This window comes from Archangium lansingense, from assembly GCF_026626635.1.
GTDB lineage: Bacteria > Myxococcota > Myxococcia > Myxococcales > Myxococcaceae > Archangium > Archangium lansingense.
The window spans coordinates 1313061-1328821 of the sequence record NZ_JAPNKA010000001.1 but is presented as its reverse complement, the minus strand read 5'-3'; the positions used below and the strand labels follow the sequence as shown (position 1 = coordinate 1328821).

11 protein-coding genes are annotated in these 15761 nt (G+C 69.4%); 6 read left to right on the top strand and 5 right to left on the bottom strand.

Translation table 11 applies throughout. From position 1 onward, the window contains the following. Window positions 1-22 precede the first annotated feature (22 nt). Complete coding sequence (locus OV287_RS05410) at window positions 23-2464, top strand: acylase (RefSeq protein WP_267532903.1); 2442 nt, start codon at window positions 23-25, stop codon at window positions 2462-2464. An 18-nt stretch (window positions 2465-2482) separates the two neighbouring features. After that, a complete protein-coding gene (locus OV287_RS05405; protein ID WP_267532902.1) occupies window positions 2483-5107 on the top strand; it encodes a MupA/Atu3671 family FMN-dependent luciferase-like monooxygenase in 2625 nt (874 codons plus the stop codon). A 108-nt stretch (window positions 5108-5215) separates the two neighbouring features. Here the strand turns inward: OV287_RS05405 and OV287_RS05400 are convergent, their stop codons facing one another. The 3 genes from OV287_RS05400 to OV287_RS05390 form a co-directional block, all read right to left on the bottom strand. Continuing rightward, window positions 5216-8386, bottom strand: coding sequence for a protein kinase domain-containing protein (locus tag OV287_RS05400; RefSeq protein WP_267532901.1), 3171 nt, complete (start codon window positions 8384-8386; stop codon window positions 5216-5218). 320 nt (window positions 8387-8706) lie between these two features. After that, window positions 8707-9834 (bottom strand): molecular chaperone DnaJ, encoded by a 1128-nt coding sequence (gene dnaJ / locus OV287_RS05395; RefSeq protein ID WP_267532900.1) that lies wholly within the window; start codon window positions 9832-9834, stop codon window positions 8707-8709. Between the two features lie 121 nt (window positions 9835-9955). Then, a complete protein-coding gene (locus OV287_RS05390) occupies window positions 9956-10399 on the bottom strand; it encodes a hypothetical protein (RefSeq protein ID WP_267532899.1) in 444 nt (147 codons plus the stop codon). A 139-nt stretch (window positions 10400-10538) separates the two neighbouring features. Here OV287_RS05390 and OV287_RS05385 point away from each other — a divergent pair, with 139 nt between their 5' ends. Next, window positions 10539-12302, top strand: a complete 1764-nt coding sequence (locus tag OV287_RS05385; protein ID WP_267532898.1) for an ABC transporter ATP-binding protein — start codon at window positions 10539-10541, stop codon at window positions 12300-12302. A gap of 127 nt (window positions 12303-12429) precedes the next feature. Here the strand turns inward: OV287_RS05385 and OV287_RS05380 are convergent, their stop codons facing one another. Further along, window positions 12430-13086 (bottom strand): hypothetical protein, encoded by a 657-nt coding sequence (locus OV287_RS05380; protein ID WP_267532897.1) that lies wholly within the window; start codon window positions 13084-13086, stop codon window positions 12430-12432. A 178-nt stretch (window positions 13087-13264) separates the two neighbouring features. On the opposite strand from OV287_RS05380, the gene OV287_RS05375 reads away from it, so the two are divergent. Genes OV287_RS05375 through OV287_RS05365 form a run of 3 tightly spaced genes read left to right on the top strand, consistent with a single transcriptional unit; the run spans window position 13265 to window position 14888 of the window. Then, the gene (locus OV287_RS05375) at window positions 13265-13504 is read left to right on the top strand and encodes a hypothetical protein (protein WP_267532896.1); all 240 of its coding nucleotides are present in this window, start codon (window positions 13265-13267) and stop codon (window positions 13502-13504) included. Between the two features lie 43 nt (window positions 13505-13547). After that, window positions 13548-14312, top strand: coding sequence for a hypothetical protein (locus OV287_RS05370; protein WP_267532895.1), 765 nt, complete (start codon window positions 13548-13550; stop codon window positions 14310-14312). A 3-nt stretch (window positions 14313-14315) separates the two neighbouring features. After that, window positions 14316-14888: a hypothetical protein gene (locus OV287_RS05365; protein ID WP_267532894.1), complete on the top strand. Its 573-nt coding sequence runs from the start codon at window positions 14316-14318 to the stop codon at window positions 14886-14888. Window positions 14889-15183: 295 nt separating this feature from the next. Here the strand turns inward: OV287_RS05365 and OV287_RS05360 are convergent, their stop codons facing one another. Further along, complete coding sequence (locus tag OV287_RS05360; protein ID WP_267532893.1) at window positions 15184-15747, bottom strand: imm11 family protein; 564 nt, start codon at window positions 15745-15747, stop codon at window positions 15184-15186. Between the last annotated feature and the right edge of the window lie 14 nt (window positions 15748-15761).

Below are 15761 nucleotides of genomic sequence, written 5' to 3'. Positions count from 1 at the left end.
ACTCCACCCCTATCCCCTGAACATGACCCCACTCGAATCCCTACACTCCCGCCGCTTCCTGGGCACCACCCTCCTGGCCCTCGCGCTCTCCGCCACCGGTTGCGGTGAGACGGACGACCCCTCCACCAACGGGGCCCGCTACGAGGCCACCGTGCGCCGCACCGCCTTCGGCGTGCCCCACATCACCGCCGACGACCTCGGCTCGGCGGGCTACGGCCAGGGCTATGCCTTCGCTCAGGACAACGCCTGCACCCTGTTGGATCAGATCATCAAGGTGCGCGGCGAGCGCGCCCGCTACCTGGGCGCGGGCCCCAACGGCGTCAACGTGGCCACGGACTTCGCGTACCGGGCGCTGGAGCTGACCCGGCGCGCGCAGGAGTCCTGGCCGCGCGAGAAAGAGGACGTGCGCGAGCTCATCTCCGGCTATGTGGCCGGCTTCAACCACTTCCTCTCGCTGCCGCTCGCCCAGCGGCTGCCCTGCGCGGGAGAGGAGTGGGTCAAGCCCATCACCGAGGTGGACCTGGCGGCCTACCACCGCTCGCTGGGGTTGCTGCTCAGCGGAGATCGCCTGATCGGCGCCATTGCCGCGGCGCAGCCTCCCGGCGCTCCCCCGAGCATCCAGCCCAAGAGCCTGCCGCTGGTGCGCGAGGTAAACACCACGACCATGGGCAGCAACGGCTGGGCCCTGGGTGCCAACCGCACCAACCTTGGGCGCGGCATGCTGGTGTCCAACCCGCACTTCCCCTGGGAGGGTGAGTTCCGGCTGTGGGAGAGCCACCTCACCGTGCCCGGCAAGCTCAACGTGTACGGCGTGGGCATCCTCGGCGTGCCCGGCGTGTTGATCGGCTTCAACGAGAACGTGGCGTGGACGCACACCGTGTCCGCCAGCTCGCGCTTCACCGCGTACATGCTGCCGCTCGTGCCCGGCAAGCCCACCTCCTATGTCTATGACGGTCAGGTGCGGGACATGACGGCGCTGCCCATCACCGTGCAGGTGCTGCAGGCGGACGGCACGCTCGCCGACGTGTCGCGCACCTACTACAGCAGCCACTACGGCCCCATCCTCGCGCTGCCGGGCATCGGCTGGAACACGCAGTTCACCATCACCTACCGCGACGCCAACATCGACAACGAGTCCCTCATCGCCCAGTTCCTGGGGATGAGCCAGGCCAACAGCATGGAGGAGTTCCAGCAGGTCTTCGCCAACGTGGGCGGCATCCCCTGGGTGCACACGATGGCCACGGACAAGCAGGGCAATGCCTGGTACGCGGATGCGGCGGCCACGCCCAACCTGAGCCAGGAGACGCTCCAGGCCTGGGGTCAGGCGCTGGCCAACCCGGACTCGCCGCAGGCGCAGCTGCTGCGCTCGAGCATCGTGCTGCTGGACGGCAGCACCTCGCGTGACGAGTGGGTGGTGGAGACGGGCTCGCGCAGCCCGGGCCTGATTCCCTTCACCCGCGCCCCGAAGCTGCTGCGGCGGGACTTCGTCTTCAACGCCAACGACAGCCACTGGCTGGCCAACCCGGCGGAGCCGCTGACGGGCTTCTCGCCGCTCCAGGGCCAGGAGGGTACGCCCCGCTCGCTGCGCACGCGCATGAACGCGAAGATTCTCTCCGAGACGGGCGCGGGCACGGCCTCGGGCGCGGACAGCCGCTTCACCTTGAATGAGCTGCAGGACGCCATCCTCTCCAACCGCAGCTCCACCGCCGAGATGCTGCTCGCGGACGTGGTGACGCGCTGCGCGTCTCTCACCACGGGTACTGCCAGCGGGCAGACGGTGGATGTGAAGCCGGCGTGCAACGTGCTGGCGGCCTGGAATGGGCGCTACGACACGGACAGCGTCGGCGCCATCCTGTGGCGCCAGCTCCTGAGCGCGTACGGCTCCGGGGCCCTCTACAACGCGGGCACGCTGCTCGCCACGCCCTTCTCGCCGGCACAGCCGCTCACCACGCCCAGCACCCTGAAGCCGGCCCCTGAGTCGGGGACGGATCCGCTGGCCGACAAGCTGGCCGCGGCCGTGCTGAAGCTGAAGGAGGCGGGCCTCGATGTGTCCACCCCGCTGGGCCAGGCCCAGTACGCCCTGCGTGGCACCGAGCGCATCCCGGTGCACGGTGGCATCGACGTGGACGGGGTGACCAACATCTGCACCTACGACAACAGCATCAACTCCTCGCTGGAGCCGAGCACTCCGCGGGGCGCGTCGCTCGACAATGAGACCCGGCTGTCCGTCGACGGCTACGTCGTCAACACGGGGACGAGCTTCCTGATGGCGCTGGAGTACACCGAGAACGGTCCCCGCGCCCGGGCGTTCCTCACCTACGGCCAGAGCGCCGACCCGGAGTCGAACCTGTACCGCAACCAGCTCCAGCGCTTCTCCCAGAAGCAGTGGCGCCCCATCGTCTTCGCGGAGAAGGAGATCGCCAACGACCCGGCGCTCGGGACGACGCGACTCTCGGGTGAGTAAGCCCTCACGAGACACTCCATGAAGAACGTCGAGGACGCGTACAAACTCTCCCCACCCCAGCGTGAGCTCCTCACCTGGCGCCAGCCCGCCCTGGAGACGCGGCTGGAGCACTTGTGCTGGAGCTTCCGGGGCCCGCTGGACGAGGGCGCCCTGGAGCAGGCCCTGAAGGAGCTGGTGCATCGGCACACCGTGCTGCGCACCGCCTTCTTCACCCAGGGGCTCGCCGAGCCGATGCAGGTGGTGCGGGAGAAGGTGTCCGCCGTCCTCGAGCGCGTGGAGCTGCCCCATGTCGCGGAACCGGAGCGGGCGGAGCAGCTCGCCGCATGGCTGGAGGAGGACCGGCGGCGGGGGATGAACCTCACCGCCGCGCCGCTCGCCCGCCTGACGCTGCTGCGCACCGCTCCGGAGTCGGGCACGCTCGTGTTCGGCTACCACCCGCTGGTGCTGGACGCACGGTCCGCGCACCTGTGCCTGGAGGAGCTGCTCCGGCTCTTCCAGGCCATGCGGGAGAAGACGGTGGGGACGGAGGCTCCAGAGAAGCCCCGGCCCTACCGGGAGTATCTCGCCTGGCTCGAGCAGCAGGGCATGGGCGAGTTGGAGAATCATTTCCGACACGTGCTGCGCGAAGCCCAGCCCACTCTGCTGCCCGAGTCTCCGGCGGCGGGAGCGGCAGAGGGCACGCCCACGCACCAGGTGCAGCAGCTCGTGCTCACGCCCGCGGCCAGCGGTGCCGTGCAGCTGTTCCTGCGCCGCAACAAGCTGAGCCTGGCCACGCTCGTCCAGTCGGCGTGGGCGCTGCTGCTGCGCCCCTACGCATCCGGCGGGGACGTACTCTTTGGGGTGCTCGTGCCGGGCCGCCCCACCTCGCTGCCACGCGGGGAGTCCATGCTCGGCCGCTTCGCCCATGTGCGCCCCTGGCGCGTCGCCGTGCCCGCGGATGGCAATACTCTGCGCTGGCTGCGCGGACAGCAGGCGGAGCTCACCGGGCGGCAACGTGACCCGTCCGTCTCGCTGGCCCAGGTGCGCAGTTGGCTCGGGCTGCCGGAGGACGCGCCCCTCTTCCAGAGCGCCGTCACCACCTGGGAGTCGCCCGAGGAGAACACGCTGGAGGAGCTCGGCCGGAGCCTCGGCCTGCGCTCGCTGCATCCACGGGTTCTGCCCCTGCCCTTCCCGCTCACCGTCGAGGCACTCTCCGGCGAGCGGCTGACGTTGCGCCTCCACCACGACCCGCGGCGCTTCTCGGCGCTGAAGGCCATCCACCTCGTGGGCCGGCTGGGCGCGCTGCTGGAGACACTGGCCACGCAACCGGACCAGGACCTGTCCTCGCTCCTGCGTGAGTTGGAGTCCGAGAAGAGAGAGCCCGTCATCACCGCGGGAGCGCGCGTGGAGGTGGCGGAGCTCCAGACCTTGCTGGCGCAGCACCCTGCCGTTCGCGAGGTGGCGGTGCGGGCCGAGGGCTCGGAGCTGGTGGCACACGTCGTCCCGGTGAGCCGCCAGACGCGCAAGCTGGACTTCAGCCTCTTCTTCTTCGCGGACGAGGACGACGGAGCCTCGGACAAGTACCGCCTGCTGATGGAGGCGGGGAAGTTCGCGGACCGCCACGGCTTCCGCGCCATCTGGACGCCCGAGCGGCACTTCCATCCACATGGCGGCCTCTATCCCAACCCGTCGGTGCTCGCCGCCGCGCTGTCCTCCGTCACCGAGAACATCCAGCTGCGCGCCGGGAGCGTGGTGCTGCCGCTGCAGAGTCCCTTCCGAGTGGTGGAGGAATGGTCCATCGTGGACAACCTCTCCCGGGGCCGCGCGGGGCTCTCGGTGGTGTCCGGCTGGGTGCCCAACGATTTCGCCCTCGCGCCGGAGAACTTCGCCCGCAAACGCGACATCCTCTTCGAGCGGCTCGAGCAGGTGGAGCGACTGTGGCTGGGAGAGGCCATCCCCGCGAAGGACGGCGCCGGCAACGAGGTGCAGCTGCGGGTCTTCCCCCGCCCCGTGCAGCCGAAGCTGCCTCTCTGGGTGACGTGCTCCACGGACCCGGGCCTCTTCGAGAAGACGGGGACGCTGGGCTACCACGTGCTGACGTCGGTCATCGGCCAGTCACTGGACGAGGCGCTGGAGAAGCTCGGCCTCTACGGAGCGGCCCTGACGCGAGCCGGGCACCGGCGCGAGGAGCACATCACCTCGTTGATGATGCACGCCTTCGTGGGACGGGACGCGGACGAGGTGCTCGACAAAGTGCGGGGTCCGCTCACCAGCTACCTGCGCGCGCACGTGGCGCTCATGCAGACACTGGTGAAGAGTCTGGAGCTGCAGGTGGACATCAACCAGCCCCAGTGGCTGGACTACCTGGCCTCGTATGCCTTCGAACGCTACTACCGCACGGGAGCGCTGATCGGCACCGTCACCTCATGCCTGCCCATGGTGGACCGGCTCATGACGAGCGGCGTGGACGAGGTGGCGTGCCTCATCGACTTCGGCGTGGACGTGGACGCGGTGCTGGAGGGACTGACGCACCTGGCGGAGCTGAAGCGGCTGGTGCACGACGACGCGCTGCGCATGGAGCGCGTGCTCACCGAGTCCCTGGAAGAGAGACTGCCCGGAAGGCGCCCCGCTGTGCGCTTCCGCCTCGTCGAGGCGCTCCCGTGAACTCATATCCCCTCTCCCTCTGGGAGAGGGTCAAGGTGAGGGTCTACACGCTGATGACTACCCTCACCCCCCGCCCTCTCCCAGAGGGAGAGGGGGCATGCGGAACCCTCACGCGGAAGCAGAGGCCGTGACCATCGCCGCCGTCACGGAAGGAGCCGGCGTCGGAGTCACGGAAGCCCTGCGAGGCTGCAGGGCACGCCGCAGCTTGGCCACCAGCACCTCTGGGTTGACCGGGTATGTGAGGACATCGTCCGCACCGGCATCCAACCCGGCCTCCACGAGTCCCGGATCCTCCGGAGGCGCCAGCACGAAGATGGGCAGCGAGGCCGTCTCCGCCGTGGAGCGCAGCGCACGCGTGAGCTCGGCACCGTCCCCGTCCGGGAGTCGCGAGGCAACCACGAGCGCCTGACTGCCCTGCGACAGCAGCACCCGGGCCCGGGCCGCCGAATCCGCGAGCACCACCCGCACCCCGTCCGCGAGGAAGCGAGCCTGGAGCGCCGAGGCCCGTCCCACGTTGGGCTCAGCAAGCACCACCGTGTGCGAGGCGCTGTCACCGAGCACCAACTCCATCACCTCCGCGGAGAGCGCCTCCAGGGCCGCCGCGGGCAACCGGCTCTCGGCGCGCAGCTTGACGAGCGACTGCGAGGCGGCCGAGGCCTCCAGCATGGCCGTGCCCGCGACCTCCAGCAGCGACACCGCCGCGGCCAGGGCCTGCGTGGCCTTGTCGGCCTTCTCCGTCAGTGGCGGCGCGTCCCGGGTGCATGCCCCGATGAGCCCCACCAACTCGCCCGCGTCCCGGCCGAGGATGGCGCGCATCGACTCGCACGAAGGCCTGGTGAAGCGCTCGCCCGAGCCCGACTCCTGGAAGGCCGCGAGCGCCAGTGCATAGGCCACAGCGGAGGCACGCTCGGCCTCCGCGCGACCCGCGCCGAGCCGCCGGGCCACACGCCGGGCCAGCTTGGCCAACGCCGCGCCCTGCACCCCTACTCCACCGAGCGCCGCGAGCGCCGCGTCCACCACGCGCGCATGCAACCGCGCCGCACGACTCAACGGACCGGCCTCGCCCCCGAGCGCCTCGGCCAGCGAGGGCAGCACGCGGACCTCCATGGAGGGCGCCACCGTCATCAGCCGCGCCACCACCGCGGGCGCGTCCTGCACCGTGTCCGCGGCCACCAGCGCCACCTCGGTGCCGCCGAGCGCCACGGCCTTCTCCACGTCCGCGGCACTGCTACCCGAGGCCGCCACGCCCTGACGCGTGAACAGCCGCACCGCCGCCTCGCGCAGTTCCACGTCGTCCGACACCACCAGCATGGTGCGCGCCAGCGAGGCGGGCGCGGGCGTCGCACGCAGCACCGGCGGTGCGAGGACAGGCGCAGGCGGGGGCTCGGCCACCGGCGGCGGCGGCGCGGGCGGTGGAGAGGGAGCGGCCGAAATCTCCTCGAAGGCGGACTCGTCCAGCAGACGCTCGCGCGTGCGGGTGTGCTTGTCGGCGTAGGGCGTGACACCCGCCTCGGACTCCGAGCCCGCCAGCGGCATGATGTTGGACCAGTCATCCATCTGGTCCGGGTCATCCCCCCGGTAGAAGCGGCCGATGGCGCGGCGGATGGCGCCCTCGGTGGCGTAGATGCCTCGCACGGAGCAGCCGGTGATGAACTTCAGCTCGTCCAGGCGGGCCAGGTCGCGCGGCTCGCGCATGGCACACACCAGCTCCTTGGACTGCTGGGCCACGGGCACTGCCTCGAGCCGCTCGGCCTTCTCCACCGGCAGCAGCGCCAGCAGCGCCTTGGGCACTGGCATGGTGCGCAGCACCTTGTCCGAGACGAAGGAGATGCCGCCCTGCTCGCTGAGGGCGCGGACCACGTCCTCTTCGGTGACGATGCCTTCGGCGACGAGCAGCTCGCCGATGCGTCCGCCGGTGCGCTTCTGCCGCTCCAGCGCGCCCTTGAGCTGCGTCTCTGACAGCCTGCCGGAGGCCACCAGCATCTCCCCCAGCTTGCGGCGCGCCGGGCGCATCACGCGCGTCTGCGTCGGCAGGTTGAGGGCGGTGCCCAAACCTGGCTGCGTCCCCGTGCGTGCACCGGTCGCGGGAGGCAGCGGCATGGTGGCAGAGGTGTTCCGGAGGCCAGGCTGCGGAGGCACCTGCATCGTGACGGAGGTACCCGCGCGCGCCTCGGGAGGCGGTGGCGGTGGCGTCGACCGGCCCGGGTCCGTCACCGGCCTCATCATGGGAATCGATGGCGTGCCCGGACGAGGCCCTCCCGGGAAGGGCGGGCGCGAGCGCACCGTGGTGAGCGGCGGCGGGCGCTGCTGGCCCGCGTCCGAGCCGAGGCGAATCTCCTCACCACGCACCTCGGTGGCACCATCCAGCGGAGAGCGGCGGTCCGGGAAGCAGCGAGAGAAGAGCGCAGCCACGTCCTGCGGGCCCACGCGCAGCCGGTGGTCGAAGAGGAAGTTCTGCAGCGCGTCCGAGATGTCCCGCGCCCGCTGGAAGCGCGCCGACGGCTCCGGTGCCAGCGCCCGGGTGACGATGCTCCAGAGCGCGGGGGGCACGCCCGGCAGCGGCGCCAGGCTCTTCACGTCGAACTGGGCGATGTTGCGCAGCGTGAGGAAGTAGTCCGGCCCGCTGAAGAGCTGCTTGCCGGCGAGCAGCTCGTACAGCATCAGGCCGATGAGGAAGAGGTCCGCGCGTTGATCCACCTCGGCGCCCTTCACCTGCTCTGGCGCGAGGTAGCCCGCCTTGCCCTTCACCACGCCCGCCTGGGTGCCGTTCTGCGCGTTGGCCGCCTTGGCGATGCCGAAGTCCGCCAGCTTCACCTCGCCGCTGCTGGCCACCATCACGTTGGACGGGTTGACGTCGCGGTGGATGATGTTGAGCGGCCGGCCCACCGCGTCCGAGCGCCCATGCGCGTACGCCAGGCCCTCCGTCACTTGCTGGACGATGAAGCACACCTCGCGCAGGCCCAGGGGCACCTGGTTGCCCGCGGCGCCCCGCTGCACGGCGCGCAGGTTCTCCCCGTCCACGAACTCCATCACCATGTAGTACTGGCCGTTGATGGAGCCCAGGTCGAACACCTGCACCACGTTGGCGTGCTGCAGGCACACCGTCAGCTTCGCCTCACGCAGGAACAGCTCCACGAACTCCCGATCCTGCGCGAGCGACGGAAGGATTCGCTTCACCGCGACCGGCTTCTCGAAGCCCTCGGCCCCGACCACCTTGGCCAGGAACACCTCCGCCATGCCGCCTGCTGCCAGCTTGCGGATGAGTCGGTATGTGGCCATGCCGGCACCTCCCCCATCTCCCTTGGTTGCGTGCTCGGTATGCTCACGAGAGGGCGGGTTTGTGAGTGCCCATCGCTCCAGGACGTGGTGAACGTCCACCTGGCAGCACTCGGATGACGCACTGCGCCCCCGAGGCGTTCACAGGTGGTCAACGCTCTCAGACTTCAGGGCCGGTGGGGCCCTCTGCGGCACCGGGGCAGGTGACGGCACATGTGCCTCCACTCCGGTGCGCTGTGTTGCGCCGGATCAGAAAATTCAAACACGAAGGGCCCCGCTCCACCGTGTGGAACGAGGCCCTCGGAATCCAACACGGCCAGGTATCAGCCGAACAGCTCGCGCACCTTCTCGAAGAAGTTCTTCGACTGCGGGTGCACCTCTTCCCCGCTGGCGTCGGCGAACCTCTCGAGCAGCTCGCGCTGCTTCTGCGTCAGCCCCGTGGGCGTCTCCACCACCACGCGCACGTGCTGATCTCCCCGCTGCCCGCTGTGCAGGTGCGGAACACCCTTGCCCTTGAGCCGGAACACCTTGCCCGACTGCGTGCCCTCGGGGATGGTCATCTTCACCTTCCCGTCCAGCGTGGGCACGTCGATCTTCGCGCCCAGCGCCGCCTGGGTGAACGAGATGGGCACCTCGCAGAAGACGTCGTAGTCCTCGCGCTGGAAGAGCGAGTGCTCGCGCACAATCACCGTCACGTACAGGTCACCCGGAGGCCCGCCCCGGTCTCCCGGCTCGCCCAGGCCGCCCAGCCGCACCCGTGTGCCGTTGTCCACGCCGGCGGGGATGTTGACCTCGATGACCTCCTCGGAGGGCACCTTGCCCGAGCCCCGGCACTTGTTGCACGGGTCCGGCACCACCGCGCCCGTCCCGCCGCAGTCCGTGCACGGCCGGCTCACCGCGAAGAAGCCCTGGGTGAAGCGCAGCTCGCCCGTGCCACCGCACGTGCCGCACGCCTTGGGCGCCGAGCCGCTCTTGCTCCCCGAGCCGCTGCACAGGTCGCACTTCTTCGGGCGCGGAATCGGCACCTTCGGCCGGCAGCCGAACGCCGCCTCCTCGAAGGAAATCTCCAGGTTGAAGCGCAGGTCCGCGCCGCGGTTGCTCACCCGGCCTCGGCCACCCCGCCCACCGAAGATGTCTCCGAAAATCTCCCCGAAGATGTCGTTGATGTTGACGCCCTGGAACCCGCTGAATGGGTCTCCCCCGGCGGCGCCACCCACGCCCGCGTGGCCGAACCGGTCGTACCGGGCCCGGCGCTCGGGATCGCTCAGCACCTCATAGGCTTCCGAGGCCTCCTTGAACTTCTCCTCGGCATCCGTGTTCCCGGGGTTCCGGTCCGGGTGGTACTGCAGGGCCACCTTGCGGAACGCGCTCTTGAGCTCCTGCCCCGAGACGCTCTTCTGGACCCCCAGTACCTCGTAGTAGTCGCGCTTCTGGCCCGCAGCCGCTGGCATTGCGTTCAAACCCCTGGATTTATTGGACTTTCTACGCTCGCGTAGTCTTCGAAATCACTATAACGCAGGCGAGAGGTCCGGCAATCCGCGCCCGCCCCATCTCTGGGGCGGGCGCTGGGGCTCAAACCGTCCAAACCCGGTTGGCCGTCAGCTCCATCCGGGCCAACCGCCGTTTGAGCACGGGGTCGACCGCTCCCCTGGGAGCCCACTTGGGGACCACGAAGTGCAGCTCCGCGTTGTAGAGCTTGGCGGCGCTGGACAGCAGGCTCCAGCGGTTCTCCGTGGTGGGGTCTTCCACCATGCCCGGCGTGACAATCTCCAGGATGATGGGGGTGCGAGCTGAATCGGACTGACGGCACGTGAAGTCTGGCCGATGGTCCTCGATGGTGCCCGAAAGAATGGGCGGTGGCATGAAGCCGGGCAGCCGGGCCTTGAGGTCCGTGCAGCCGATGGTGCGGAAGTACTCCGCCATCAGCCACAGGAGCCGGCGGCGCTCTTCATCCTCGACCACCGGCTCACAGCCCGGACTGAACAGCGCCTCTTTCCCCGTGTTGGTGTTGTCCATGGCTAGCGAAAAGCTGTCCGCCGCTTCCCGCCGGGGCAATGAAAGGGCCTACATGGACCGAGTGCCGGGCAGCACGGCAGGCGGGCGGACGCGGGGCTTTGCCCGGGGCGCTTGACGGTGAGAGAGTGAGCGCTCCGCCGTGGCCCCCCGTCCTTCTCCGAACGTCTATCGCCGCCTGCTGGGCTACCTCCGTCCCTACCGGCGGCTGCTGCTGTGCGGCATGAGCGCCTCTCTGGCCGCCGCGGCTGCCACCTCGGGTTACGCATGGTTGGTGGGGCCGTTGCTGCACGCTGTCCTCACTGGAACACCGGTAAAGCTCGCGGGATTCACGCTGCCGGGCGAGCAGCTGCTCCGTGTGCTGCCCCTGCTGGTGGTGGCCATGGCGGCGGTCAAGGCCACGGCTGGCTTCCTCCAGGGCGGGTGGATGCAGCGGCTGGGGCAGCGGGTGATGGCAGACCTGCGGGCCTACCTCTACGCCAGGCTGCTCTCCCAGCCGCCAGCCTTCTTCGAGCGGCAGCACTCGGGCGAGCTGCTCACCCGCTTCACCGCGGACGTGCCGCTGGTGGAGTTCTCCGTGACGCAGGCGCTCTCCTCCTATGTGAAGGACGGGCTGCAGATTCTGGCGCTGCTCGTCTCGTGCCTGCTCATCGACGCGAAGCTCTTCCTCATCACCTTCGTGGTGATGCCGCTGACGGTGTTGCCAGTGCGCAGCTTCGCCCGCTCGCTGAAGAAGGTGGCCAACCGCTCTCAGACGAGCCTGGGCGCCCTCACGGCGCTCACCGCGGAGCAGCTGCAGGCCCTGCCCGTGGTGCAGGCCTATGGAGGCACGTCCCGAGCGCTGGAGTCCTTCGAGGCCGAGTCGGAGCGCTACCTCGGGCAGATGCGCCGCTCGCTCTTCCTGCGCGGGGCGTACAGCCCCACGGTGGAGGTGATGGGGATTGTCGGCGTGGCGCTCGCGGTGGCGTGGGGCGCGCGGGCCATCTCCGCGGACCCGTCGCTCTCCGGGCGTCTGCTGTCCTTCCTCGCCGCGGTGCTGCTCCTCTACCAGCCGGTGAAGTCACTCAGCGGCACGCTCTCCCAGGTGCTCATCGGACTGGTGGCCGCCGAGCGCCTCTTCGCGCTGGCGGACGTGCCGGTGCCACCGGACGAGGGCGAGCAGGCCGCTCCCCTCACCCGCGCGCTGACGCTCGAGGGCGTGCGCGCCACCTACCCGGACGGCCGCGAGGCACTGCGCGGGGTGGACCTCACGGTGCCCGCGGGGGCCCGGGTGGCATTGGTGGGAGCCTCGGGGGCGGGCAAGACGACGCTCTTCTCCGTGCTGCTGGGCTTCGTGCCCCCGAGCGGCGGCGCAGTGACGTGGGACGGCATGCCGATGTCCCAGCTGAAGCCCTCCAGCGTACGCGCGCAGATGGCGTGGGTACCGCAGGAGCCGGTGCTCTTCTCGGGCAGCGTGCGGCACAACCTGCTGCTGGGACGACCTGAGGCCACCGACGCAGAACTGTGGGAGGCCCTGCGCTTGGCGCACGCGGAGGACTTCGTGGGCGCCCTACCGGGTGGCCTGGACGAGCCGGTGGGTGAGCGTGGGGCGCGGCTGTCGGGTGGACAGAGGCAGCGGCTCGCCCTGGCCCGAGCCTTCCTGTGCCGGCCTTCGGTGCTGCTGCTGGATGAGCCCACCAGTGCGCTGGACGCGCAGAGCGAGGCCGCGGTGGGGGCGGGGCTGGCGGCGCTGATGAAGGGACGCACGGTGCTCGTCATTGCGCACCGCCTGTCCACGGTCAGGGACGCGGACCTCATCGTCGTCATGGACGCCGGCCAGGTGGTGGAGGCGGGCACCCATGCGGAGCTCACCGCCCGAGGTGGCCGCTATGCCCAGTTGCTCGGAGAGGGCGCTGTCGCCGCCTGAGTTGCGCATGCCCCCTCTCCCTCTGGGAGAGGGCGGGGGGTGAGGGTAGTCGCCCGAGCATTCCCTCGTCACAGCGAGGCAAACCCTCACCCTGACCCTCTCCCAGAGGGAGAGGGGATGTCGACGGTCACAAGAGCCAGTACAGCAGCAGCACGCTGAACAGCAGACCCATGCCGAGGACAATGAGCATCGTCAGGCCCTCCGTCTTCTGCCTGCGCAGCATGACGGGGTCGATGGCGGGAACCTGCAGCGGCAGCGGAGACGGAGCCGTGGGCACCGGCCCCTGAGCCTTGAGAGCCGGTACAGCAGACGCAGAAGCCACCGGCGCGGAGGCCACCGGGGCAGCCGGCCCGGGCGCGGGGTTGGCGCCTCCAGCGAGCACGAGGCCCTGGCGCGCGAGCGCGAGCACGCGCTGGATATGGAGGATGTAACGGTCCTCACCCTGGTAGTGCTCGAGGGCGAGCGCGGCACGCAACAGCCGGGCGGGGACGGGCTGGGCATCCGGGTGGACGACGCTCGTCTCGGTGCGCACGGCCCCGTCCTGTTCCACCCGTCCGGTGCGCAGGCCCACGCCGCTGGACCACACACAGTGCTCATCCAGCAACGTCAGCTCCTGGCGCTGGACGCGGCCCTCGGGGTCCACGAAGGAGAGCAGCTCCGCCCCCTGGGTGGACAGGTGCCAGACGGAGCGCTGGCCGTCGTCACCGGGAGGCCCTTCCACCGGGCGCGCCTGGTACAGCGCCAGCACCGCGGCCTTCAATCTCTCCGACGACAGTTCGCTCATGGACGGGGCGTCAGCCTAGGGTCGGAGGGGCGGAAACGGAAGGTGCAAAGGGGGTGAGCCGGGTCTCGTCCAGGACAGGACGGGTCGGGCATGCCGCTGGCTCCCCGGCCGGTCTCCCCAGGGCGACCCGGGCCACCTGCCGGAATCATCCCTATGGTTGGGCGGGAGGAGTCTGCTCATGGCGATCATCAAATCCGATAAACCCATCGAGGCCCCCTTCGTGGTGCCCCCCAACCGCCCGGAGATAACGGACGAGCCAGAGCCGTACAACGCGAGCCACGATCCGCGCTTCCCGGACGTGAGCTGGATCGGCTCGGCCCAGCAGGGCGGGGGCCACGTGCCCGAGGACTACGAATGGCCCACCAACCCCAAGCAACGCCAGGACGATTTGATGGGCGAGTGGGAAGAGCCGCATTGAGCCGCGTGCCTCCCCGCCGTCCGGGCGCTACGGTGTGCACCTCATGAGTCGCTCCCGATCCAAACAGATGGAATTCGTCCACCACTTCGAGGGTGCGCAGGTGCTCGACGGGCTGCTGGAGCTCGCAGGCACTTCGCACGACAGCCTCACGGTGCTGACCCACATGCGGCAGGCCCACGCCGAGGGACGCCCCTCGCAGGAGGTGATTCCCAGCCTCTTCAGCCAGGAGCCGCGCTTCGAGTCCCCCGAGCTGGCCCGCCGCCTCTTCCAGAACCTGCTGGGGTTGTGGGACCTGGTGCAGGAAGGCAAGCAGGTGAGGCTGGAGGACGGGCCCCGCCCCCCGCGCCCGAAGAAGCAGAAGACAGAGCCCCCCAGGCCCTTTGCCCCGGACGAGCCGGACACGGCATTCGTGGAGGCGGCCTGGCGTTACCTGGAAGACGACGAAAAGGCGCGCACCCGCCTGCACGATGCGTTCGAAAACAAGCAGGACGCCCTGCTGGGTGTGCTTGACGCCGCGGGGCTGACGGACGAAGGATACGGCGTTGCCCGCCACCTGCTCTTCGAGCTGCATGCCATGCTGGAGCTCGGTTGGCCGCAGGGGCTGGCGAGCGTGGCTCCGGCGGCACTGGAGACACCGGGCATGGAGACTTCGCCAGTGCCCACGGCCCTGGCCGCGTACGCGGACGAGGCGCTGTTCGAGGCGGAGCAGGACGAGGAGCACCCCCTGTCACCCGAGGAGCTTGCGAAGGTACGCACCCTGGTGAAGCGCGGACTGGCGGCGCTGTGGAGTGCTCGGAAGGGAAAGTGACGAATGGCACGTGACAAGGACGACGATCGGGGCGGCGGGGGCTTCTCCGGCAAACGGACGAAGAGCTGGCGGGAGATCGACGCTTCGCGCGGCAAGGGCCGGGGCCCCACCTCCCGGCAGGATGATCCGGCGCAGCAGCGCATCGAGCGCAGCGCGTCCTACCAGAAGTACAAGGCGGCCGCCGACGCGCTCTTCACCGGCGGCGAGCTGCCCGAGGGCCTGGCGAAGGCCTTCGACCCCGAGGGCAAGCGCAAGGCGCAGAAGCAGGCGATGCAGAAGCTGATGGAGTCCGCCGAGGACCCGCGGGCCTGGGCCCAGGGCGTGCTGGACTACCTGGAGAAGTATCCCGAGCTGCCCGAGGACCCGTACTTCCTGGACAGCCTGCTGGGCCATCCGCGCGAGCGCATCGTCGACAAGGCGCTGGCCAGGCTGGAGGGGCTGGAGGCCGAGGGCAAGCTGGTGAAGACGAAGGTGCCCAAGAGCATGGATCAGCGGCTGAAGGGCATCGAGCTCACCAGCCTGGATCCGGACATGCAGAGCCGGGCCAAGGCGCTGCGCGAGAAGCTGCGAGTCTGAGCCGAATCCTCCCCTCTCCCGCCGGGAGAGGGACGGGGTGAGGGTGCCCGTCACCCGGGTTGGCCCCTGTGTGCTCTCTCTCCCTCTGGGAGAGGGTTGGGGTGAGGGTCTACCCTTAGGCTCTCTTGGATAATCAGCGCGTACACTGACTATGAGCGAGATACCCTTACGCTACCCGCGAGAAGCCCTGCGAGACTGGTGGCAGCAGAAGAACCACGGGAAGCCACCCAGCGAGGCGGAGCTCCATCCCCTCGGAGAACTCGCCGATACACTCTTCTTCGCCAGTTTAGCCAAGTCAGGCCTCGACGTACTTCATACCGGTGATACCTTCCTGCTCCAGGGCCTGCTTGAGCGTGTCAGAGACGATGATGGCCACGTCCCATCCCCATGGGCGAAAGATGTGCGCGTCCCCTACTTTCGTCGGGTCCACCTTCAGCCCGTGTATGTAACTGTACTGGCCTATCTTCTCTGGCTGCCCATCCTCCGGCTTCCAGTATTCCACCTCGCCGCACCGCGCATCATCGATACAACGAATGATGCGAAGGACGTTGAGGATGAACCAAGGCTCCGTCTGGCCTTCCACCCTGGCCGGAAGCAACTGCACATCCTGAATGGCCAGGCGCCCGAGGATGGCAGCCACTCGACCATGGACCACGGGGACCCCTAGACCCGTCTGGCTGAAGTCGACAGCGCCCCCAACATGGGACAAGGTGAAGCGCGGTACGCATTCCAGTTCTATCCGCTGGCCGTTGCCAAACTGCCAGGAGTCGAGCTCGGTGCCTTGCTCGTCGAAAGGGCCGTCCAGCACCCAACGTCCTGGAATGCTCATGTGGTCACGAAGCTTGAAGTACCTGGACATGTCCGCTCGCGTTC

Coding starts and splice junctions, on each gene's coding strand:
- OV287_RS05410 (WP_267532903.1), top strand. CDS start 23: ATGACCCCACTCGAATCCCTACACTCCCGCCGCTTCCTGGGCACCACC.
- OV287_RS05405 (WP_267532902.1), top strand. CDS start 2,483: ATGAAGAACGTCGAGGACGCGTACAAACTCTCCCCACCCCAGCGTGAG.
- OV287_RS05400 (WP_267532901.1), bottom strand. CDS start 8,386: ATGGCCACATACCGACTCATCCGCAAGCTGGCAGCAGGCGGCATGGCG.
- dnaJ (WP_267532900.1), bottom strand. CDS start 9,834: ATGCCAGCGGCTGCGGGCCAGAAGCGCGACTACTACGAGGTACTGGGG.
- OV287_RS05390 (WP_267532899.1), bottom strand. CDS start 10,399: ATGGACAACACCAACACGGGGAAAGAGGCGCTGTTCAGTCCGGGCTGT.
- OV287_RS05380 (WP_267532897.1), bottom strand. CDS start 13,086: ATGAGCGAACTGTCGTCGGAGAGATTGAAGGCCGCGGTGCTGGCGCTG.
- OV287_RS05375 (WP_267532896.1), top strand. CDS start 13,265: ATGGCGATCATCAAATCCGATAAACCCATCGAGGCCCCCTTCGTGGTG.
- OV287_RS05370 (WP_267532895.1), top strand. CDS start 13,548: ATGAGTCGCTCCCGATCCAAACAGATGGAATTCGTCCACCACTTCGAG.
- OV287_RS05365 (WP_267532894.1), top strand. CDS start 14,316: ATGGCACGTGACAAGGACGACGATCGGGGCGGCGGGGGCTTCTCCGGC.
- OV287_RS05360 (WP_267532893.1), bottom strand. CDS start 15,747: ATGTCCAGGTACTTCAAGCTTCGTGACCACATGAGCATTCCAGGACGT.